This window comes from Streptomyces sp. NPDC013187 (assembly GCF_042899705.1).
Taxonomy (GTDB): domain Bacteria; phylum Actinomycetota; class Actinomycetes; order Streptomycetales; family Streptomycetaceae; genus Streptomyces; species Streptomyces hawaiiensis_A.
Map to the genome: position 1 here is coordinate 473,682 of NZ_JBIBAF010000002.1, position 19,704 is coordinate 493,385.

Below are 19,704 nucleotides of genomic sequence, written 5' to 3' on the forward strand. Positions count from 1 at the left end.
GTCCTCAGGGGCGCGGGGAACTGCGCGAACGACCACGAACGAACCCGCGGTCGCCGACGATGCGCAGCTCCCCGCCCCTCAGGCGTCCTTGAACTGCTGCCGCTGCCGCCCGAGTCCCTCGATCTCCAGCTCCACGACATCCCCGGCGCGCAGGAACGGTTTCGGGTCGGGTGCCCCCAGCGCCACCCCCGCCGGCGTCCCGGTGTTGATCACATCGCCCGGATACAGGGTCATGAACTGGCTGAGGTACCGCACGACCTCCCCGACCGAGAAGATCTGCTCGGCCGTGGTGCCGTCCTGCTTCAGCTCCCCGTTGACCCACAGCTTCAGGGACAGATCCTGCGGGTCCGGCACCTCGTCCGCGGTCACCAGCCACGGCCCCAGGGGGTTGAACGTCTCGCAGTTCTTCCCCTTGTCCCAGGTCCCGCCCCGCTCGATCTGGAACTCCCGCTCGGACACGTCGTGCGCCACGGCGTACCCGGCGACATGCGCGAGCGCCTCCTCCACGGACTCCAGATACCTGGCCGTACGCCCGACGACGACGGCCAGCTCGACCTCCCAGTCGGTCTTGAGGGCCCGGCGCGGCACGAGCACGGTGTCGTACGGCCCGACCACGGTGTCCGGCGCCTTCATGAAGACGACCGGCTCGGCGGGCGGCTCCGCGCCGGTCTCGCGCGCGTGGTCGTGGTAGTTCAGCCCGATGCAGACGATCTTGCCGATCCGCCCCAGCGGCGGCCCGACCCGCAGCCCCGTGGCGTCCAGTACGGGCAGGTCACCGGCGTCGGCGGCGGCCCGGACCCGGCCGAGCGCGTCCTCGTCGGCGAGCAGCGCGCCGTCGATGTCCGCGACGACGCCCGACAGGTCCCGCAGGACCCCCTCGGCATCGAGCAGCGCGGGCCGCTCCGCCCCGGCCGTACCGACTCGCATCAGCTTCATGATCAGTCTCCCTCGATCGCGGGCGCCCGACCGATGCGCGCGACCCGGATGCGGCGGGGCAAGCCATCGGAGGACTGGTCGATCCTCTAAGCCCGCGGTGCACTCCGCAATACCCCGTTCACGTACTGGACCCGCCCGGCCTCGTCACCGGTACAGGACGGCCCGCTCGACGGCACTCCACGTCGTGCTGGTGACGACGTACAGGGCGGCGGCCAGCGGTACGACGGCCACCGTGACCAGCGTGAAGAACGACATGAACGGCATCACCCTGCTCACCGCCCCCAGCCCGGGCAGCTGCTCCCCGTCACCGGCCGGGGCGGCCGGGTTCGCGGCCATCATGCGCTTGCTGAGCCGGTAGCTGAACGCGGCGACGCACCCGACGACCACGAACAGCACGGCGTAGACCAGCCCCGCACCACTGAGGAGGCCCCCGTCGAGCGCGTCCGTCCACCGCTCCCCGAGCGGCGCCGCGAACAGCTGGTGGCCGAGCAGCCCGTTGGCCTCGCCGCCGATCGTGTCGCTGGAGAACAGGTGGTAGAGCAGGAAGAACGCGGGGATCTGGAGCATCCCCGGCAGGCAGCCGGCCAGCGGCGACACCTTCTCCTCGGCGTGCAGCTCCAGCACGGCCTTCTGGAGCTTCTCGGGGTTCTTGCCGTGCTTCTTCCGCAGCTCGGCGATCTTCGGCTGGAGCGCGGTCCGGGCCTTCTGGCCGCGTGCGGCGGCCCGGGACAGGGGGTGGACGAGGAGGCGTACGAGCGCGGTGAACAGGACGATCGCCGCGGCGGCGGCCGAGGCGCCGAACAGCGGCTGGAGCAGGTCGGCGAGGTGCTCGACCAGGGTGGCGAAGACGGACATGGGTGAGCCCTCCGGGGGTCTCGTCGTGCCGGAACAGGTCAGGCGGCATGACGACCCGCGCGGGGTCACTTCAGGTGGGAAGGTGCCCCTGCGCGACGGTCGCCCGGAGGGCGTGACCGGGTGCCCGGGGCCGGGTGCGTCCCCGGGCGTCGGGATCGCGTTGCGGCAGGAACGCCGTACGCCGGTCCCGGTCGCGAATGGCCGTACGCACCCGTGTGCGCGGCACGGCGGGCGCGCAGCGCGAGGCGACGACGGCGCAGAGCGCGAGGGCGGCCGAGGCCGCGGCGGTGGCGGCCAGGGCGACGGTGGCGGAGAGGCTGCCGGTGTCGAGCAGCGCCACCTCGACGAGCAGGAAGAGCAGCGCGAGGGCGGGACGCAGCGTCGCCCAGCTCCGGTTCATCGGCCGCCCCTCCTCCCGTACGCGTGCATGTCCTGTCGTTCGTTATACAGGATCACCCTCCGGAGCGGACCGGCGACTTCGTAAACGGGTTTGAAGAAGGTTCGTCAGAACTCTCGACAACCCACACGCCACGCCCGATGCTTCTCGTCACCAACCACGGGGACATCCCTGTGACGCCGGGCCGGGGACCGGCGTCCGCCCCCATCTCCCTTACGGAGGAGCCGTGATCCGACGCAGAAGTCTGCTGGCCGCAGCAGGCGGAACGTTCCTCGGCAGCGCCCTGGCGACGGGCACCGCGCACGCGGACGCCACGATCGCCGTCAACCCGTCGACGACGTACGGCACCTGGGAGGGCTGGGGCACCTCCCTCGCCTGGTGGGCCAACGTCTTCGGCGCCCGGGACGACTTCGCCGACCTGTTCTTCACCACCAAGTCCGTCACGTACAACGGCCGTTCCCTCCCCGGCCTCGGCCTCAACATCGCGCGCTACAACCTCGGCGCGTGCAGCTGGAACAGCGTCGGCGGCGAGACGATGGTGAAGTCGCCCAACATCCCCTCCTTCAAGCAGATCGAGGGCTTCTGGCAGGACTGGAACAACGAGGACCCCACTTCCTCGGCGTGGAAGTGGACGGCGGACGCCAACCAGCGCGCGATGCTGGTGAAGGCGACCCAGCGCGGCGCGATCACCGAACTCTTCGCCAACTCCCCGATGTGGTGGATGTGCAGCAACCACAACCCCTCGGGCGCGTCGGGCGGCGGCAACAACCTCCAGACCTGGAACTACCGACAGCACGCGAGCCACCTGGCGGCGACGGCCCTGTACGCGAAGAACAACTGGGGCGTGAACTTCGCGACGGTCGACCCCTTCAACGAGCCGGCCTCCACCTGGTGGACCGCGACCGGCACCCAGGAGGGCTGCCACATGGACCCGGCGGTCCAGGCCGCGGTCCTCCCCTACATGCGCAGCGAGTTGGACAAACGCGGCCTCACGGGCCTGCGCATCGCCGCCTCGGACGAGACGAACTACGACACGGCCCGCTCCACGTGGTCGTCCTTCAACTCGACGACGAAGGGCCTGGTCTCCCAGGTCAACGTGCACGGCTACCAGGGCTCGGGCGGCCGCCGCGACCTCCTCTACACGGACGTGGTGACCACCTCCCGCAAGAAGCTGTGGAACTCCGAGACGGGCGACAGCGACGGCACCGGCCTGACGATGGCCTCCAACCTCTGTCTCGACTTCCGCTGGCTGCACCCGACGGCCTGGTGCTACTGGCAGGTCATGGACCCGTCGTCGGGCTGGGCGATGATCGCCTACGACGCGAACACCCTCCAGCCGACCACCGTCCAGACCAAGCACTACGTGATGGCCCAGTTCAGCCGCCACATCCGCCCCGGCATGACGATCCTGAACACGGGCGTGGACTACGCGGTGGCGGCGTACGACGCGACGGCCCGCCGCCTGGTGATCGTCGCGGTGAACACCTCCACCTCCGCCCAGACCCTCACCTTCGACCTCTCCCGCTTCTCGACGGTGACGGGCGGCACCGGGGGCCTGGTACCGCGCTGGAACACGGTCACGACGGGCGGCGGCGACCTCTACACGGCGCGCTCCGACATCCGCCTGAACGGCAAAGCGGTAAGCGTCCCCTTCTCGGCAAAGGCGGTCCAAACCCTGCAAATCGACAACGTGACGCTGTAGTCCTGACGTGGTCCGGCCGCAGTCCCGGCCGCAGTCCGGCGGCGGCGGTTCGGGACGAAGCGTGAAGCCCGGGTGGCGAGCGAGGGAGAGTCGGGAGGCCGAGTGGTCTGGCCTGCGCATCTCTCACGCTCGTCACCTCCCGGCAGTACGGTGTCCCTCATGCGCCCCGACACGCCTGCCGAAAACGTCGACCACACCGCCGAGGCGGCACGCCTGGAGCGGACCGCCGGCCTGTATCCCGAGGACGCCGAGGCCCTGCTGCTGCGGGCGGCGGCCCACCTGGAGCTCTCCGGCGACCGCCCCACCGCGACCACCCTCTACGACCGCCTGCTGTCCTCCCCCGACGGCCTGGAGAACCCCCACCTGGTACGGGCGCTCAAGGCCTCGAACCTCTGGGAGTACGGCCACGAGGCCGAGGCCCGCGCGATCATCGAGGGTGTCAGGGCAGCGTCCCCCAAGGACCCGGCCCCGTGGGTGATCGTCGCGGAGTCCCTGGAATCCCACGACGAACTGGAGGCGGCCCACGAGACGTTCACGGAGGCCGTGCACCGCCTCCTGACGGACGTCGAGGAGCCCCCCTACGCCACCCACCCCCTCCTCTTCGGCCGCCACCGCGTACGGCGCATGCTCGGCAGGTCCCACGACGAGTGGGACGCCCTGGCGGACTCGGTCCACTCCCTCCCGATCACCCTGGACGAACTCCACGACCCCAAGCGCGTGTGGTCCCTGGGCTCGGAGAACCCGGCGGAACTGGAGGCGGAGATCCTCCGCCTCCGAGCGGAACTGGGCGCGTACCGGGAGGCCCTCTCCCGACCCTTCCCGGTGGCGATCCTGCACTGGCCGGCGGACGAGCTCACGGAACTCCTGGAGGCGTATCCGTCACTGTCGACGGAGTACCCGACCCACGAAGAACACCTCTCGACCATAGAGACGGCCCTGCGCGAACTCTCCTCCTCCGGCACCCCGAACCTGGGCATCGTCACGGGCACGGTCCCGTCGTACGAGGCCTTCGCGGCCTCGGAACTCTCCTCCCCGACGGACGCGACGCTGCTCCCCCAGTACGCGACGACACTGGCGGCGAGGGGGCGGGCGGTGGCTTGGCCGCCGCAGCAGGGGGCGGCTTGCTGGTGCGGGTCGGGCGAGACGTACGGCCGGTGCCACGGCTCGGCGGCGTAACCGGCAGGCCGGAGCGTCACGGGCGGCTCGCCGCATCACTCGCCGCTCTCCGTGACCACCTGCTCCGGCAGGTGTGCCACCGCGAGGGCGGCGGCTTCCGCCGGCGTAGCCGCCTCGCCCAGCAGTTCGGCGTAGCCCGACGAGTAGACCTTGTACGGGGGCCCGCCGTACAAGATGAAGGGGAGGCCGTCGTGGCCCGGTTCATTCCAGGGCGGGGCGCCGCGTAGGAAGTGCAGCGTCCCGTGCGTCGGGAACGGGTAGAGGCTGCGCAGGCGCGGCTCGGCATACGCGGCTTCGACGACGACAGTCAGGGCGTCATGCGCAGCTCCTCGAGTACCCGGCTTGCGTTCCAAGAGCCAGCGCCAGGCTGTCGCAATATCGGGGGCTTCAGACATGCGCCCCATCTTCGACACCGCCGGGTCTGCTCACAACCGGCTCGGCAGCCCGCCCCTCGCGGTGTCTCCCGTCAGTGCCGGACGAGGCAGAACGGGTGTCCTGCGGGGCCCGCGAAGATGCGCCAACCCCTCTTCGCCTCAGCATCGTCGAGCAGTGTGGCGCCCAGATCGAGGACGTCTGCCTGAGCTTGATCCGGGTCCCTGACCTCCAGGTCGAGGTGGAACCGCTGACGCAGGACGAGATCCCGCCCACGAGGTGGCTGATAGTCCCCCACCCGCTGGAAAGCCAGCACGGAGCCACCCTCGGTGTGGAGCGTCGCCCAGCCGTCGTCGAGCGACCACCGCGGATCCGGCTGATCCACCTCGCCACCGAGAAGCCACCGGTAGAACCGGGACAATCCAATGACATCGGCGCAATCCAGCACCACACACCGCAGCTTGGCGATCATGCAGGGCACCGTAGGGCAGCGCCGGACACCGGCTTCAAACGCACTTGATCACAGCTGGCCCTGGTGACACCCGGGCGCACGCCGCCAAGCCAACCCGCCGTGCGCGGTACCGCTGACGCGCCCGCCACCGCCGAGCACCCAGTCAGTCACCCTTGCGCTCGCCCCCTGTCCCCCACTTCCCCGGGCCGCCCGCTCGCTTCTCTCCCGTGCCGGAGCGGCCCGGGTCAAGGGTGGCCCGCAGGGCCATCGGCGCAGCCGACGCGGAACGCAGCGCAGCGGAGTGGGAGCGCCCTTGAGGCGGGGCGTGGAGGCACGACACTGACCAGGAAGCGGGCGACCCTCGAGCCCACTAACACCGTTGTGAGAAAGTCCCGTTCTCACTAAGGTGCAAGGGCTTAGAACTACTGTCGCTCCGGCAACGGCAGTCGATCCTCGACATTGCCAGCTAGCTCCTAGGTGGTGATCCGCTCAGCCGGCCATACTCAAGCGCATGGACGCCAGCGCAAACGACGGGCCGATAGCCCCAGACGGGACGCCATGGTGGGAGCTCACGGTTCAACCAGGCACCCGCAACAAGACGTTTGGCCAGGAACGGCGCCTAGCAGCGTGGCTCTGGTTCAATAAGGAAATAGGCGACATCTTCACGATGAATGAACTCCGCGACGCGCTGGGCTCAGACATCGTCGGAAAGTCCGAGCATCTCAATCGCCGTCTTCGTACCTTGCGCTCGGTGGGATGGATCATCCCGTCGTATAAGGACGATGGCTCATTGAGTTCGGACGAATACCGGCTCCAGGAGAAGGGGGCCCGGTACTGGCTTGACGAGGATCGCCAGGCTCACAAGCGGTTCGCTCCATCTGCTCGCGTGCGGCGCGATGTCATAGAGCGCGACGGCGGGCGCTGCGTTGTCTGTGGGACTGCGGCCCGGGAGCCCTACCCAGGTGAACCTGACAGCAGAGCCCGGCTCACCATTGGGCATCGGGTACCGCAGGAACGCCTGAGGAGCCGTGGGGCAGCCGACGACATCGACAACTGGCGGACCGAGTGCGCACGGTGCAATGAGCCCGTCAGAGACGAGGTCCCCGACCCCCAGCAGTACGACGAAGTACTAGCACAGGTCAGGCGCCTGAACCGCATGAACAAGCAAACGCTACTCAGCTGGCTACAGCGAGCGGAACGCACTCGCTCGGAGCTGGATCGCGTCTACGATCTAGCTCGGATCCTCACGCACAAGGAGCAAGAGGATCTCATAAGCTACTTGAAAACGAGTACAGGTGGCTCTAGTTAGGAGCGCTCCCCGTGACGGCGATGCTTACGGCAGCCCGGAGGAACTTCCACAATGACCTTATCGAGAAGCATACGCTTGCCTTGTCACCCGAGGGCATTGCCTCCAATGCCGACAAGAGCCAAAGGACCAGCGTAGGCGCCGCTCTGAGTATCGCGAAAGAGCTCTCCGCCGAAACCATCCCCAAGAAACTTGACGGACAAAAAGCGGGGAAACAGTTCGAGGAGGCAGTTGAAGGGTTCCTCTCCGAGACCTTTCCGCTCTTTCAGTCTCTCCGCCCGGGTGACTGGAGCATCGAGAACGTTGGCGGGTCTCGCGCCGAGTACCAAATTTCCAGGTACGAGCCCTACAGGCATCTGGCTGACCTCGCGAGCGCAATCGCAAGTGATCGGAACCTTGCCTCTGTACTGGGGAACTCGTACGAGATCAGCCCTGACATTCTAATCCTCCGAAAGCCCGAGCCAGACAGCATCATCAACCGCGACTATGACCTGGTGGATTCGGAGTCAGGCCGATATGCCATCATCAGGATGGCCAATCAGGAGCGGCCCGTTGTCCATGCGATAGTTTCATGCAAGTGGACCCTTCGCAGCGACCGCGCCCAGAATGCACGTTCCGAGGCTCTCAACGTGATCCGAAACCGGAAGGGACGCACTCCACACATCGCGGTTGTAACCGGCGAACCGTCACCGTCTCGACTTGCCTCCCTGGCTCTAGGTACCGGCGATATCGACACCGTGTATCACTTCGCTCTTCCGGAGCTAATCAGCGGAGTAGAAGGGACAGAGAACGACGAAGCAATCGGTATGCTCAATACCTTGGTTAGCGGTAAACGCCTCCGCGACATCAGCGACCTGCCGCTCGACCTAGCGATCTAACGGCAGGACGCTGCCGCTATGATCAGCTAGCTGATCCGGGATCGCAGCTCAGCGAAACGTGCGTGCCGCTCGTGGTCTTGTTGGCCCGTGAACCCCTTGAAGCCCGCGAGGCGGTACGCACGACCGCCCAACTGATCATCCTCGTCAATCACAAAATCCCGCGCAAGGGTGGCCATCCGGCGCTCAAAGGCCAGCGAGTCCATCTTCTCACCGGCGAGCTTCACCAGCTCTTTTTCCGTCAGCGCGGTTGAAGCGCTTTTCAAGGCCAGGTAGAGCGCGTCGTGCATGGCTTCATTCTCTACTTCAGCCAGTTCCTTAGGTTCACCCTTGCGATTCAGTGCATTGGCGATCGCGTTACCGATCGCCCTTGCGACCGGGGGTGGAAATGCATTGCCGATTTGCCGGTACTTCGTCGTCTTGCGTCCGGTGAACTTCCACTCATATTCAGACTCCTTCCCCCACCCTTGGATACGCGCCACCATCTCGGTCGTCAGTTTCGGCACGAAGTCCACAGGAGTCTGTGAATCCGGCGGCGCATCAGCCACCCCCATTGCATCTACGCTGAGGTTACGCCAGGCCGCTTTCGCGCGAGTTGGCCCAAGGTCCGCGCCGCCGTGCTTTTTGGAGCCACCAACAATAGTAGGAGCGATATCATTGGCCTTCTTGACCCAGGCCTCGACGCCCAGCCAGCCGCCGTCCGCCATCAAGTCCTGCAGCGCTGTTCCCACGGTGTCCGTTGTGGGTTTTTCTTCGGGCCACTCGAACCATTGCGCATCTTCATGACGCATGGCAACGAGGACAAATCGAGGCCGCAACTGCGGAACGCCGTAGTCGTTTGCATGCAGAAGTTTCCAGTCGGACCAGTATCCGAGGTCCCTCAGTCGGTCTTTCACATGCTGCCGGTAGGCCGAGAAGCGAGGCATTGAGAGGCCCCGCACATTCTCAAGAAGGAGAGCCCGGGGCTTCATCTTGCCAGCCAGTTCGACGGCCCAGGCAAAGAGGTCACGCTCGTCGGTTGCACCGAGTTGCTTGCCGGCGATCGAGAACGGAGGACACGGCACCCCCCCGGCAAGAAGGTCGATACCGGCATAATTGCCCGGTTTCCAGAGGTCCTCATCAGCGACGTCACCGTGCACCACATTCCAGTCACGGTTCTCGCGAAGGGTGTTGACGGCGTTCTCATCGAGCTCGACGGCGACGGCGTGGTCGAAACCTGCCAGCTCAAGGCCGAGCGACTGGCCCCCAGCGCCCGCGCAGATCTCCACCGCGGACAGATCAGCCACGCTCCTACCTCCATGTCTGTCTTGCACAGGTCTACCATCCTGACCCATCAAACACTGTGGGTCTGACAGTAGGGCTACGGTGTAGGCGATGACCTCCAGCACAGACCCCGCAACGCCGACACCGCCTACGCCCGGCCGTTCGCGGAACATGGCTGCGATCAAGCGGCGGGACACGAAGCCTGAGCGGACCATCCGGTCGCTGCTCCATGCCGCGGGGAAGCGGTACCGCGTTGATCTTCGTCTGCAACTTGAGGGTGCGCGCCCAAGGCCGGACATCGTTTTTACCCGTGCGCGTGTAGCTGTCTTCGTAGATGGCTGTTTCTGGCACTGCTGCCCCGAGCACGGACGACAGCCTGGCGTCAATGGCGGGTACTGGGGGCCGAAGCTCGAGCGCAATGTTGCGCGAGACCGGGCCGCCGATGCAGCACTTGCAGCCGCAGGGTGGACAGTCGTCCGTGTCTGGGAGCACGAGGCACCGGACGAGGCCGCAGCGCGCATCATCGCTACTCTCGAAGCCACTCCCCCCGTCGATCAAGCTACACGCGCTGAATGACGGATTTGCCTCACGCCTGCGGCGAAGGGACACATCCACACTCCGCGCTCTTGCCTCAGCGGCAGTTGCAGACCTGCGCATCCAGGAGCTGCTTGAGCATCCCAGTTCCGAGGAAGTGCAATGCCTCCGGGGAATAAGCCCGTCAAGCAGCCTCCGAATCAGCCTCGTAGTGCATCTGAGCACGATCGAGAATGTCGTCCGGGTCGTTACCGCGAGCAGCGGTCCAGTGAAGCAGATCAGCGATCAGTTCCACCGCAGACTCAACAAGGAGCACATCACCGATTCGACCTCGCTGACCGGGCTCCCGCCCGGCTCTCTTGTACTTCTCGAGTGCCTCCACCGCTCGCTCGACCCGTCGGCAGCTACGCCCGTCAGTCAGCGCAAGCTCGCACCAAACTGCCTTACCCGCTGCCGTAAGAACGGTGCCCCAGTCCAACGCCATCGCCGCGAGCAAATGCAGGCCACGGCCGCATTCCTCACCGCATTCCGCTGCCCTGATGGTGGGCACGACGGGGCTCATGTCGTGGACTTCGAGGCGTAGCCGCTCCCCCTTCCTCTCAAGGATCAGGGTCGCTAACGCACCTTCGCCCACGTGCTTGACGACGTTGGTGGCCAGCTCCGTAACGAGCAGCTCGGCCTCGTCAGAAGCGGTCAGTACGCCCCACCGGTCGAGCTGCTGCGCGGCTGCTCTTCGCAGCAGAGGCACCTCCATCGGCACCGCTTCGAAGGGCAGAACACAACGGAGCCGGGACTCCGTGACTTCCTGGCCAGCCATGACCACTCCTCCTTCCCAGGTCACCCAACACGCCAGCCTGGTCGTATCCGTACGACTGCGTTGCGTAGCGACCGAGAACGAGCATGGCACAGAGAAATCTCACTGTGTAACTTCTCATGGGAATCGATCAGGTGAATCCGGTAGTGGGCCTGGTTCACAGCTACCTAGCCTGATGGGCGTCCCGCGGGCCGAGGCCCGGCACATGGTGAAGGAGCCGCATGCCCGAACGGAGTACGACACGACGCCGCCAACTGGGCGCCAGCATGCGCAAATTGCGCTCCCGCACAGGACTGACACTCGAGGAGGCCGGGCGTCTCGTTGGCGTATCGAAGGCGACGGTCAGCCGGTACGAGACCACAGCCGGCCCGGTCAAGTGGCTCGTCGTCGACGCACTCTGCCGCGAGTACGGCGCAACAGACGCCGAGCGGCGAGCCGTCGTCAACCTCGCTAAGAACGCCAAAGAGCAGGGCTGGTGGAACTCCTTCGCCGACTCCATCCCGGAGAGCATGAACCTGCTGCTCACCCTTGAGGACGAAGCCGTTCGTGAGAACCACTTCTGCTGCGTCTACGTTCCGGGGCTCCTGCAGACACGCGCCTACAGCACGGCGCTCCAGGAGGCCAACGAAGTGCCGCTGGAGTCAGCGGAGATCGAACGGCTGGTCGACATCCGCATGAAGCGGCAGGACCTCCTGTCCCGCCCGAAGCCCTTGCATCTATGGGCGATCCTCGATGAGTCAGTGGTCCGCCGGGTCGTCGGGTCGCCGACTGTGATGAAAGAACAGCTCGACCGGCTTCTCGAAGCCAACGAGTCCCCTCACGTCACGCTCCAGGTGCTGCCATTCTCCAAGGGAGCGCACGCCGCAGCACTCGGGAGCTTCGTCATCATCGGCGGCCCTGAATCGGCCCTCGACGTGGTGTACGTCGACTTCCACACAGGTTCGCTCTTCCTGGAGAAGGAAGAGGAACTGGAGCGATACAGACTTGCGTTCGAGTACCTGCGCGCACAAGCGTTGGACATGGAGGCTTCCTCCGCCCTGATCCATCGCGCCCGCAAGGAGCTCTGAATGTCTCTTGGACCGCAGATCGCACCCGACCTCAGGTGGTTCAAGTCGTCTTACAGCGGCGGCAACGCGACCGAGTGCGTGGAGTGTGCCTACGTCGCTCAAGGCGCTCTCATACGCGACTCGAAGGTCTCAAGGGGGCCATTCGTTCCCGTTAGCGGTGAGGCATGGCGTTGCTTTGTGAAGGCTGTGAGCACTGCAACGGTTCGTGAGGCTGGTCAGTAACGCAAGCCCCAGCCTCGCCCCGCAGTGCCGACGCGGCGGCTGCCCAACGCCTGTTTTACGCGTCAGGTCCAGACGTGGTCTAAGAGGCCGGCTGATCACCTCCACCCCGGCCAAAGGGCAAGCATGGAACGAACCCGGAGACCTGCCAACCAGCATGGTTCACGCCGTCCCACAGAAACGGCGCCGAATGGGCATGCGCGGGGTACGCCCTCGCGGGCCGTGGCATGCCTGGCCGCAGCCGAAAGGCCGGGACGCCCGCGGCGAGATCCCGGCCGCATGCCACGGCCTCTATCAGCGCGCTGCTACGGTCGCGAGTATGGCGCTCTCGGTCTCCGCCCGTCAGACCTTTGACCTACGCGTACAACCGGTTGACGACATTCTTGATCGCGTCGGACGGTCGCTGCAGGCGCGCCTGCTCCCGAGCACGGTGGTGCGCAAGCGTCGCACTGTGGGCGCTAGAACGGACCGCGACACCTGGGTGCGGATCGAGCGGCGCTTGATCGACAAGATCCCCTCCCACGGGTGGAACGGAGCTGAAGCCGCCGCGCGCCTGGAAGGCATCGCTCAACCCGAATGGCGTGGCTGTGTGGTCTGGACGGACGGCCCAGCCGTATGGCGGGCCGACGAGACCGAGCTCCTGCCTGCTGCGCCCGTCGGCGCTGCCGTGTTGAGCGCAGCCCCGGAAGTACCGGACGAGTGGTGGGAAGCACTGAATGCCTCGTTGGACGCACTAGCCCGTCAAGACACGTTGCGGATCGCCACACCGGACACAGTCACCATCACCCAGGCCTTCGTCACGCAATCCATTCACAGTGTCTTCCCGAAAGACTTTGATACCTCTGTTCAACAGTGGGTGCCAGCGCACGCCGACCTGAACTGGGCGAACGTGACCGCCCCGGTGTTCAGCCTCTTCGACTGGGAGGACTGGGGTAGCGCGCCACTGGGGCTGGATTCATCCTCTCTGTGGGCGAGTTCCCTTGCGGTCCCGGCTCTGGCCGACCGCGTAAGGCGCGAGCGCCGGTCGGACTTCGAGAGCCGAGACGGCAAGTTGATGACGTTGTTCGCCTGTTCGAAGATCCTCGGGCCGTACGCGCACCCGGAGGACCCGCGGCTGGAACCCGCCCGGCGCATGGCTGAGCAGGTCATCGAGGAGCTTCAAGCCGAATGAGCGCGCGAGCCGCCACGGAGGAGACTCCGGTATTCCGCGACAGTCCGCTCGTCGACCCCGCCCGCCAGCGCTTCAACGAGTTCGCTGAGGTGGGCGGGCTCATCGGTGCCTACGGCAACGCAGCCGACCCGCGGAAGGTGATAGGCGGTTCGGAACGCCGCCTGTAGGCGTGAGAGTCGGCTGCCGTCCCGTAGGAAGACGCGTGGGTCGATCTTGTCCCACACCCGAGTGCTGGTACTGCCTCCGAAAGGGCTCATCCCCCACAACTTGGCATCCTCCAGTCCCCATACCTTGGTGAGGGCATCCGCAGCGTCTAGCGTCCTGGCTCCGACCATCAAACCAGCGCGGACCATAAGGACCGCCGGCCTCGGCCCGGTCGGGTCGATCACGCTCAGCAGCGGTAAAGGGTTCCAGGACGCGACACCCCAGGCTGCACAGAGTCCCTTCGCCACGGCCGCCTCCAGAGTTGCGCACGCCTGTACCAGCGCGTCCTGGTTGCGAGGGGCGGCTTCGCGGAGCGAGTGCTCCGGGTTGTGCAGGAATACCAGGTCCGGCTCCCGTCCGAGGTCCTCAGCTGCCTTTTCCACGGCCGTGCGCAGACGCACGGGGTCCAGGGAATGCTCCGCCCCGTCCGGCCCCGCGAAATATCCGACCTTGGTGGAGACCGTGAACCTCGGCAGCAGGTCACCGGCTGTCCGTGCCAGGACCTGATGCGAGCGGAAGCCGAGGTAGTTGCTGCTGGTGTCGAGTGCAGTGACACCGAGGTCCAACGCTCCGGTTAGGAGACGGCGTTCGTGACGAGACCGGTGTAGCCCGAGGACAACTCGGGGGTCAGCACCGCGCACAGCTCCTCCTCCACCAGGATCTCGGCGACCTCGGTCACTTCGGCTCCGACTACGGCCGCGGCTCGCTCCAGCGCAACCGGCTGGCCGCTGAGCAGCAGACGCAGCGCGGGCAGGGTCTTGGCCGTGAGGGTGAGCTTCTTCCCGGAGGCCACGATGTCGACGGTCCCTTCGTGTTCCTGGACGCGGGGAGGAAAGTGGGTGGTGCACACCACAGCATCGAGTGACCCAAGTACGTCGAGGAACGGCACGTGCCGAGGCAGCGCCGTCTCGTGTTCGTATGCGGCCAGGAAGTCCGCCGGGGAGCGTTCGCCGACGAGCTGGGCGGCGGCCGCGGCCAGCGCCTCGCCGTCCGTTCCCTGCCACCGGTCGAGGTCGTGACGGAAGATCTCGCGCTCGCGGCACCAGTCGGCCAGCCATGCGAGCCAGCTCGCTCCCGTGCGCTTGGTGATGCCGAAGGTGACGTGCAGGCTCTTACCGGAACCGCTGCCGGTCCGTGTCGCCTGGTGCCAGTGGCCCCGGGGGATGTGCATGACGTCACCGGTCCGCATGAGACCGGACCAGATGATCTCGCCGCTCGGAGTGGTGTTGGGGTCGGCGTCCCGGTACATCGGGACATTGCGGGAGGTCGCGCGAACCTCCCACTCCTTCTCCCCGGCAAGCTGGACGATGATGACATCGTGGTCGTCCCAGTGCAGGGGGAAGCCGGAGGCGTCGTTCGTCGTTAGGTATGCGTTGACCTGGACTCGCTCGCGGGACCACCACTGCAGGGCCCGGCAGGCGACCTCCATCGTCGGATCGAAGACGTTGGCCTGGTCCATGATCACCGTCGCGCCTTCCCGCAGGAGCCTGCCCAGACTGCGCATGTTGACCATGGAGATGCTCTGGCCCCGGGGACTGACGCTGTCGGTGTAGTAGATGGCGGGGTGGACCTCCTCGCCCTTCTGGAAGCACCGGAACTGCGGGCGGTTCAGACTCCTGCGCATCGCAATGTCGAGCAGGCAGTTCGGGGTCATGATGCGGGAGACGAATGCGGGGTCGTCGATGCGCCCGCGTACGAAGCCCTTGCCCAGTTCCTCGGCCCCGCTCCATCCGAGCGCCGTCTCGACGGCGTTGATCAATTGGTGTTCCATCGTTGTGTCCTCCATGGGTTCGACCACGTGATTCGAACGCAGTGGGGCCGGCATGACTGACCGCGCCGGCCCCACCGCTTCGTGCCTACTCGCTGTCGTGCAGGTTGCCGTCGCCGCCCGGCCACGGCGCGTCGCCGGAACTTCCCTGGTTGTCCGACCGGAGGCTGTCGTACCGCTCATGGACGGCGGTCAGCTCTTCCACCGCCACCAGGAGGCCACTCCGGGCCGGAGGCGGTGCCATGGGTTCTGCCATCTCGTGCTCCTTCCTCTTCGGTTCTCCCGCCAGGTCTCCGACGGGAGATCAGTGGCCGCCCCACGGCCGTGGGAGACGGGGATTGCCGTGGGGCGGCGGTCATTGGGGGCGCGAAAAACTCGGTCCTGCCCCGACGAACGGGCAGGTCCGCGACTCATCGGCAGGCACTCGCCACGCGCCTTCCACTCGTGGCGGTCCCGCAGCGCGTACTGGGTGGCTCCCTGGTACGGGATTAATGTCGCGACGGGAAAACGGCATCAGGATCAGGCGGCGGAGCCGTCCGTGATGCGTGCCGTCCCATCACGCGACCGTCAGGGTGAGCGCTTTAGGCTCGGCAGCGCCCCCGTGCCTCGGTCGCAGCGCGAATAGCCGGCGTAGAACGGCGGCTCGGATGGCGGGTGCCACCGTGGGAAGCGCGATCTCCGCCCATACGCGCTTCCCGTAGCCAGCAGGCTCCCAGGCACACCTCGAAGCGAGATGCTCCACCAGTGCCAGGCCGCGCCCACTCACCTGGTCGGCTTGGGCGCAACTCGTTTGCGGGGCAGCGGGATTGCCGTCAACGACGTCAATCACGAGACGGCCGGGGCGGTGGTGCAGCGTGACGGTGACAGGCCCTTCCCCATGGACCACGGCGTTGGTAATGAGCTCGGAGGCGACAAGGCGGATGGCGTCAGCCGTCTCATCCGTCAGCGGCACACCCCACGCACGCACCTTGTCGACGACCTTGCGCCGGGCGAGGGAAACTTCCTTTTCCTGACCCGCGAGGACGAACCGATGGACGAGCGTGGGCATGACTGACGCCTCCGAGGAGTTGGAGAGCGGCTCCTTCCCAGACAGGAAACTAGGGCAAAGCCGCCGACCTGAGATCCGTTCCGCGAGTCGAGACCCTGCGCGAGTTCGTGGACGGCTGATGTTCAGTCAACCGATCTGGCCAGCAGGGCGGAATGTTTCTAGGGGGTTCCTCATGGGGGGACGCCCTCCCCGTACGCGCCCACGCGAAGTAGCCTCCCCACTACGCCGTGCGGGGATGACGGGAGTGATGACATGCCTGGTGAGCCGTTGGCGGTCCACCCGCTGAGCTTTCTCCGCCAGACACGCGGATGGGGGAAGGCCGAGTTTGCTCGACTCATGCAGGCGCACGGGAGGTCACTCGGAATTCCGCTCGCGACCAACCGGACCACCGTATGGAAATGGGAGCAGGGGCAGGAACCGGACGCCGACGCCCAGCACGTACTCGCTGACCTCCTGTGCGTCCCGTACGAGCATGCGCGCAAGGAAGGTTGGCCTCGATGGCTTCCGGTCTGGGGGGTCACGGGACTCACCGCCCCGTGGACCGAGGCCGGTACCGTTGAGGCGTTGTCCGAACTCGTCGGGAGTGGCCGCATGGATCGCCGGGGCTTTCTCACCATCACCGGCGCCGCCCTGACGGGCCTCGCAGCGAGCTGGGTGGACGCGCCGTCCGCCTTCGCCTCGGCCCTGGGCGGGGATCAGGTAACGGACACCATGGTGTCGACGATCGAGCAGCGCATCAGCACGCTCCGCACTCTCGACGACCAACTCGGCGGCGCCCCACTGCTTGAGCAGGCACGTGGCGATCTCGCCCTCGTCACCGGCCTCCTCAGCACCGCCCGGTACACGGAGAGCATCCGAATCCGCCTCTACGCCCTGGCAGCCCGAGTGTCGCACCTGACCGGCTGGATGGCATACGACGCGGGGCTGCGGTCCGCCGGCCAGCGCTATTACGTCGGAGCACTGCGTAGCGCCCGTACTGCTGGAGACGATGCGTTCGGCGCCTTCATCCTCGCGGAGATGGGCGTTCACGTCTCCGAGGCTGGACGAACCTCCGAGCGGGTCGACCTGATCTCGACAGCCATCGACAACGCCCCTCGAACATTGTCGCCGCACACCCAGTCCTTCCTCTACTTACACAAAGCCGAGGCGCTGTCCCGCGACGGCGACCACGCAAAGGCCGGAACAGCACTCAACCGCGCCGTGTCCCACTGGGAGCGCCACACCAAGGAGGAAAACCCGGACTGGCTGAACTGGTTCGGCGAGGCTCAGCTGAAGTCGACCGAGGGCAAGGTCCTATTGCGATCCGGGCAGGTGGAACGCGCGACGGACTCCCTGGAGACCTCCGTGAAGAGCGCGGCGCCTCGGGACAAAGCCGTACGCTCCAGCCGCCTGGCCGAGGCCCGGCTAGCAGGCGGTGACCTGGAAGGGGCGCTGGACGCAGCGAACTACGGCGCTGGCCTGCTGGAGAGCAACATCAGCTCCGTTCGGGCAGTGGGCCGCTTGAAAGAGTTCTCCGTACGACTCGAAGCCCACAAGTCTGTCCCCGCCGTTCGCGAGTTTCGCGCGCGTCTCCAGGCTCTGCCCGCCGCATCCTGACAGCCGCCACCGGAAATCCCAGACGAGTGCGCCCCCAGGGAGCCGGCACTCGCAATGCCAGGATGGACTGCATGACGACGATCGAGGGTGAGGTCGCGGCTGGGTTCGAACCGGTGCGTGAGGCGTTCGCAGCGAACTTCTCCGCGCACGGTGACATTGGCGCGGCGGTATGCGTGTACCAGTACGGCCGCCCGGTGGTGGACCTGTGGGGTGGCATTGCCGACTCTGAGACTGGTCGGCCGTGGACGCGGGACACGCTGCAGCTCGTCTACTCTGCGACCAAAGGGGCGACCGCGACCGCGGCGCACATGCTGGTCGAGCGCGGTGCACTGGATTTGGATGCGCCGGTGGCGGAGTACTGGCCGGAGTTCGCCGCGAATGGCAAGGCGGACATCCCGGTGCGCTGGCTTCTATCCCACCAGGCCGGCTTGATCACACTGGACCAACCTGTCCCACTGAACGAAGCGTTGGCCTGGCACCCGATGGTGGCCGCACTTGCCGCTCAGCGTCCCCAGTGGACTCCAGGCACGGCGCACGGCTACCACGGCCGCACCTGGGGTTGGCTCGTCGGCGAAGTGATCCGACGAGTGTCCGGCCGGACGCCGGGCAGCTTCTTCGCCGACGAGATCGCCGCCCCCCTGGGGCTTGACTTCTTCATCGGCCTGCCGGCGGATCAACGCGACCGGGTCAGCCGCATGGTGTACTGGCGACCAGCCGTTGATCTCACCACCGTACCCACCGAATCAGTTCTCAAGGAGCTCCGCGAACTGGTCGCTGCCTGGCGCGATCCGAACTCGTTCAGCAACAGGGCGTTTGCGGTGACCTATCCATCCGAGATCGACTTCAACATGCCCGAAGTGCAGGCTGCGGAACTACCAGCCTCCAACGGAGTTGGCACCGCACGCGCACTAGCCCGTATGTACGCCTCGCTGATCGGCGAAGTGGACGGCGTTCGCCTGCTGGCTCCGGGAACGCTGTCGTCTGCGACTGAAGAGCAGGTCAGTGGGGTTGATCAGGTGATGATCACGCCGAGCCGCTTCAGCTCGGGCTACATGTTGCCCACCGTAGCGAACACCATGGCCGGTCCCCACTCGTTCGGTCACACCGGTCGGGGCGGCTCGCTCGGTTTCGCCGACTCTGAGCACGGCGTCGCCTTCGGCTACGTGATGAATCACATCATTGGCGGTCCCGACGACGTCCGGGCGACGTCTTTGGTGGAGGCACTCCGGAAGTCGCTGTCGTAACCGACCGGACCTGTGGCCACTCCGTCGGCCAGGAGGTGCTCACGGCCGCCCGGTTCTCACGAGGTTGGCGGTTCCGGGGCGAGTGTCAAGAGCGCCCTTCGGGCGTCGGCTGGCGCCGATTGCGCTTCGCTTCACTCTTGACACCCGCCCCTCCACCGCGGGGATTTTGCCGACCGTGTGGCCCGGAAGTGGGGCGGCGGGGCCGGTGGGTGGGGGTGCGGACCCGTGGCCGGGTGGCGGGTAGCGGGGATCGGCCAGCAGGAAATCGCGACATCGGTCGGGTGCGGGTTTGCGATAGGGAGCAGCGGCTTGGGCACCCGAAAGTTGCCCTGCCCTCTACTGCTCGTTGTCGTCCCGCTCTGAGCGCAGCCCTCTCTCGATCCGGTACTGCTCCACCAGTTCCTCCCAGTCCTCGGCATCGCCCGCGCTCACGGCGACGGGGTGCTTCTCGCCCACCAGGGTGCGGACCCACTCTGCTACCTGCATGGCCCTGCCCTCGGACGTATACACGCCCAGGACCAGAGCCGTGGAGTCGGCTTCCCCACCGGAGAGCGTGAAGCTCCACGGGACCTCGCACGGCGGGGCGTGGTCGGGGTCCGGGCACAGGAGGCGTTCGATCGGGGTCTGGAGTGCGAGGGCCTCCTTCGGGCTCGGGTATCCGTGGATCCGGATCTCGTACACGCCTGGCTCGACTTCCGGTGACACA

General features: G+C 66.6%; 22 protein-coding genes. 10 read left to right on the plus strand and 12 right to left on the minus strand.

Annotated features, from left to right (window positions below; genetic code table 11):
• Positions 1-78: 78 nt before the first annotated feature.
• From ACFY5B_RS05305 to ACFY5B_RS05315, 3 genes are all read right to left on the minus strand, one after another.
• Positions 79-936 carry a fumarylacetoacetate hydrolase family protein gene (locus tag ACFY5B_RS05305; RefSeq protein ID WP_389964765.1) on the minus strand — a complete coding sequence of 286 codons (858 nt, stop codon included), beginning with the start codon at positions 934-936 and terminating at the stop codon, positions 79-81.
• 144 nt (positions 937-1,080) lie between these two features.
• Positions 1,081-1,791 (minus strand): YidC/Oxa1 family membrane protein insertase, encoded by a 711-nt coding sequence (locus tag ACFY5B_RS05310; protein WP_389964768.1) that lies wholly within the window; start codon positions 1,789-1,791, stop codon positions 1,081-1,083.
• Between the two features lie 70 nt (positions 1,792-1,861).
• Entirely contained in the window at positions 1,862-2,191 is a 330-nt protein-coding gene (locus ACFY5B_RS05315; RefSeq protein WP_389964770.1) for a DUF6412 domain-containing protein, read from the minus strand.
• A gap of 223 nt (positions 2,192-2,414) precedes the next feature.
• On the opposite strand from ACFY5B_RS05315, the gene ACFY5B_RS05320 reads away from it, so the two are divergent.
• Together ACFY5B_RS05320 and ACFY5B_RS05325 are read left to right on the plus strand one after the other, a co-directional pair.
• Positions 2,415-3,890 (plus strand): beta-1,6-galactanase, encoded by a 1,476-nt coding sequence (locus tag ACFY5B_RS05320; RefSeq protein WP_389964773.1) that lies wholly within the window; start codon positions 2,415-2,417, stop codon positions 3,888-3,890.
• 159 nt (positions 3,891-4,049) lie between these two features.
• Complete coding sequence (locus tag ACFY5B_RS05325) at positions 4,050-5,066, plus strand: SEC-C metal-binding domain-containing protein (RefSeq protein WP_389964776.1); 1,017 nt, start codon at positions 4,050-4,052, stop codon at positions 5,064-5,066.
• Between the two features lie 35 nt (positions 5,067-5,101).
• On the opposite strand, the gene ACFY5B_RS05330 is transcribed toward ACFY5B_RS05325, so the two are convergent.
• Positions 5,102-5,461: a DUF6193 family natural product biosynthesis protein gene (locus tag ACFY5B_RS05330; protein WP_389964779.1), complete on the minus strand. Its 360-nt coding sequence runs from the start codon at positions 5,459-5,461 to the stop codon at positions 5,102-5,104.
• Positions 5,462-5,532: 71 nt separating this feature from the next.
• Positions 5,533-5,910, minus strand: coding sequence for a VOC family protein (locus ACFY5B_RS05335; RefSeq protein WP_389964782.1), 378 nt, complete (start codon positions 5,908-5,910; stop codon positions 5,533-5,535).
• Positions 5,911-6,400: 490 nt separating this feature from the next.
• Between ACFY5B_RS05335 and ACFY5B_RS05340 the strand changes: the two genes are divergently transcribed.
• Positions 6,401-7,198, plus strand: coding sequence for an HNH endonuclease (locus ACFY5B_RS05340; protein ID WP_389964785.1), 798 nt, complete (start codon positions 6,401-6,403; stop codon positions 7,196-7,198).
• 20 nt (positions 7,199-7,218) lie between these two features.
• Positions 7,219-8,073 carry an NgoMIV family type II restriction endonuclease gene (locus ACFY5B_RS05345; RefSeq protein ID WP_389965153.1) on the plus strand — a complete coding sequence of 285 codons (855 nt, stop codon included), beginning with the start codon at positions 7,219-7,221 and terminating at the stop codon, positions 8,071-8,073.
• A gap of 26 nt (positions 8,074-8,099) precedes the next feature.
• Here ACFY5B_RS05345 and ACFY5B_RS05350 read toward each other — a convergent pair whose 3' ends face one another.
• Positions 8,100-9,356, minus strand: coding sequence for a DNA cytosine methyltransferase (locus tag ACFY5B_RS05350; RefSeq protein ID WP_389964788.1), 1,257 nt, complete (start codon positions 9,354-9,356; stop codon positions 8,100-8,102).
• 88 nt (positions 9,357-9,444) lie between these two features.
• Between ACFY5B_RS05350 and ACFY5B_RS05355 the strand changes: the two genes are divergently transcribed.
• A complete protein-coding gene (locus tag ACFY5B_RS05355; RefSeq protein WP_389964789.1) occupies positions 9,445-9,909 on the plus strand; it encodes a very short patch repair endonuclease in 465 nt (154 codons plus the stop codon).
• Positions 9,910-10,051: 142 nt separating this feature from the next.
• Here the strand turns inward: ACFY5B_RS05355 and ACFY5B_RS05360 are convergent, their stop codons facing one another.
• Positions 10,052-10,684, minus strand: a complete 633-nt coding sequence (locus ACFY5B_RS05360) for an ATP-binding protein (RefSeq protein ID WP_389964792.1) — start codon at positions 10,682-10,684, stop codon at positions 10,052-10,054.
• 218 nt (positions 10,685-10,902) lie between these two features.
• Between ACFY5B_RS05360 and ACFY5B_RS05365 the strand changes: the two genes are divergently transcribed.
• The 3 genes from ACFY5B_RS05365 to ACFY5B_RS05375 all read left to right on the plus strand — a co-directional run bounded on the left by ACFY5B_RS05365 (position 10,903) and on the right by ACFY5B_RS05375 (position 13,138).
• On the plus strand, positions 10,903-11,748 hold the full coding sequence (locus ACFY5B_RS05365) for a helix-turn-helix domain-containing protein (RefSeq protein ID WP_389964795.1): 846 nt from the start codon (positions 10,903-10,905) through the stop codon (positions 11,746-11,748).
• Positions 11,749-11,970: a DUF397 domain-containing protein gene (locus tag ACFY5B_RS05370; RefSeq protein WP_389964798.1), complete on the plus strand. Its 222-nt coding sequence runs from the start codon at positions 11,749-11,751 to the stop codon at positions 11,968-11,970.
• A gap of 316 nt (positions 11,971-12,286) precedes the next feature.
• Positions 12,287-13,138 carry a hypothetical protein gene (locus ACFY5B_RS05375; protein ID WP_389964801.1) on the plus strand — a complete coding sequence of 284 codons (852 nt, stop codon included), beginning with the start codon at positions 12,287-12,289 and terminating at the stop codon, positions 13,136-13,138.
• Here ACFY5B_RS05375 and ACFY5B_RS05380 read toward each other — a convergent pair.
• The 4 genes from ACFY5B_RS05380 to ACFY5B_RS05395 all read right to left on the minus strand — a co-directional run bounded on the left by ACFY5B_RS05380 (position 13,126) and on the right by ACFY5B_RS05395 (position 16,158).
• Positions 13,126-13,983 (minus strand): aldo/keto reductase, encoded by an 858-nt coding sequence (locus ACFY5B_RS05380; RefSeq protein ID WP_389964803.1) that lies wholly within the window; start codon positions 13,981-13,983, stop codon positions 13,126-13,128. The genes ACFY5B_RS05375 and ACFY5B_RS05380 overlap by 13 nt on opposite strands.
• Positions 13,917-15,113 (minus strand): JmjC domain-containing protein, encoded by a 1,197-nt coding sequence (locus tag ACFY5B_RS05385; protein ID WP_389964806.1) that lies wholly within the window; start codon positions 15,111-15,113, stop codon positions 13,917-13,919. The genes ACFY5B_RS05380 and ACFY5B_RS05385 overlap by 67 nt, the downstream gene beginning before the upstream one ends.
• A gap of 85 nt (positions 15,114-15,198) precedes the next feature.
• On the minus strand, positions 15,199-15,366 hold the full coding sequence (locus tag ACFY5B_RS05390) for a hypothetical protein (protein ID WP_389964809.1): 168 nt from the start codon (positions 15,364-15,366) through the stop codon (positions 15,199-15,201).
• A gap of 300 nt (positions 15,367-15,666) precedes the next feature.
• Positions 15,667-16,158, minus strand: a complete 492-nt coding sequence (locus tag ACFY5B_RS05395) for an ATP-binding protein (RefSeq protein WP_389964812.1) — start codon at positions 16,156-16,158, stop codon at positions 15,667-15,669.
• A 252-nt stretch (positions 16,159-16,410) separates the two neighbouring features.
• On the opposite strand from ACFY5B_RS05395, the gene ACFY5B_RS05400 reads away from it, so the two are divergent.
• Positions 16,411-17,754, plus strand: coding sequence for a transcriptional regulator (locus tag ACFY5B_RS05400; protein WP_389964815.1), 1,344 nt, complete (start codon positions 16,411-16,413; stop codon positions 17,752-17,754).
• 71 nt (positions 17,755-17,825) lie between these two features.
• A complete protein-coding gene (locus tag ACFY5B_RS05405) occupies positions 17,826-18,998 on the plus strand; it encodes a serine hydrolase domain-containing protein (protein ID WP_389964818.1) in 1,173 nt (390 codons plus the stop codon).
• Positions 18,999-19,334: 336 nt separating this feature from the next.
• Here the strand turns inward: ACFY5B_RS05405 and ACFY5B_RS05410 are convergent, their stop codons facing one another.
• Positions 19,335-19,703: a hypothetical protein gene (locus tag ACFY5B_RS05410; protein WP_389964821.1), complete on the minus strand. Its 369-nt coding sequence runs from the start codon at positions 19,701-19,703 to the stop codon at positions 19,335-19,337.
• Between the last annotated feature and the right edge of the window lies 1 nt (position 19,704).

Coding starts and splice junctions, on each gene's coding strand:
- ACFY5B_RS05345 (WP_389965153.1), top strand. CDS start 7,219: ATGCTTACGGCAGCCCGGAGGAACTTCCACAATGACCTTATCGAGAAG.
- ACFY5B_RS05400 (WP_389964815.1), top strand. CDS start 16,411: ATGCCTGGTGAGCCGTTGGCGGTCCACCCGCTGAGCTTTCTCCGCCAG.
- ACFY5B_RS05315 (WP_389964770.1), bottom strand. CDS start 2,191: ATGAACCGGAGCTGGGCGACGCTGCGTCCCGCCCTCGCGCTGCTCTTC.
- ACFY5B_RS05305 (WP_389964765.1), bottom strand. CDS start 936: ATGAAGCTGATGCGAGTCGGTACGGCCGGGGCGGAGCGGCCCGCGCTG.
- ACFY5B_RS05340 (WP_389964785.1), top strand. CDS start 6,401: ATGGACGCCAGCGCAAACGACGGGCCGATAGCCCCAGACGGGACGCCA.
- ACFY5B_RS05370 (WP_389964798.1), top strand. CDS start 11,749: ATGTCTCTTGGACCGCAGATCGCACCCGACCTCAGGTGGTTCAAGTCG.
- ACFY5B_RS05385 (WP_389964806.1), bottom strand. CDS start 15,113: ATGGAACACCAATTGATCAACGCCGTCGAGACGGCGCTCGGATGGAGC.
- ACFY5B_RS05325 (WP_389964776.1), top strand. CDS start 4,050: ATGCGCCCCGACACGCCTGCCGAAAACGTCGACCACACCGCCGAGGCG.
- ACFY5B_RS05390 (WP_389964809.1), bottom strand. CDS start 15,366: ATGGCAGAACCCATGGCACCGCCTCCGGCCCGGAGTGGCCTCCTGGTG.
- ACFY5B_RS05330 (WP_389964779.1), bottom strand. CDS start 5,461: ATGTCTGAAGCCCCCGATATTGCGACAGCCTGGCGCTGGCTCTTGGAA.
- ACFY5B_RS05360 (WP_389964792.1), bottom strand. CDS start 10,684: ATGGCTGGCCAGGAAGTCACGGAGTCCCGGCTCCGTTGTGTTCTGCCC.
- ACFY5B_RS05310 (WP_389964768.1), bottom strand. CDS start 1,791: ATGTCCGTCTTCGCCACCCTGGTCGAGCACCTCGCCGACCTGCTCCAG.
- ACFY5B_RS05365 (WP_389964795.1), top strand. CDS start 10,903: ATGCCCGAACGGAGTACGACACGACGCCGCCAACTGGGCGCCAGCATG.
- ACFY5B_RS05405 (WP_389964818.1), top strand. CDS start 17,826: ATGACGACGATCGAGGGTGAGGTCGCGGCTGGGTTCGAACCGGTGCGT.
- ACFY5B_RS05335 (WP_389964782.1), bottom strand. CDS start 5,910: ATGATCGCCAAGCTGCGGTGTGTGGTGCTGGATTGCGCCGATGTCATT.
- ACFY5B_RS05355 (WP_389964789.1), top strand. CDS start 9,445: ATGACCTCCAGCACAGACCCCGCAACGCCGACACCGCCTACGCCCGGC.
- ACFY5B_RS05375 (WP_389964801.1), top strand. CDS start 12,287: ATGGCGCTCTCGGTCTCCGCCCGTCAGACCTTTGACCTACGCGTACAA.
- ACFY5B_RS05395 (WP_389964812.1), bottom strand. CDS start 16,158: ATGCCCACGCTCGTCCATCGGTTCGTCCTCGCGGGTCAGGAAAAGGAA.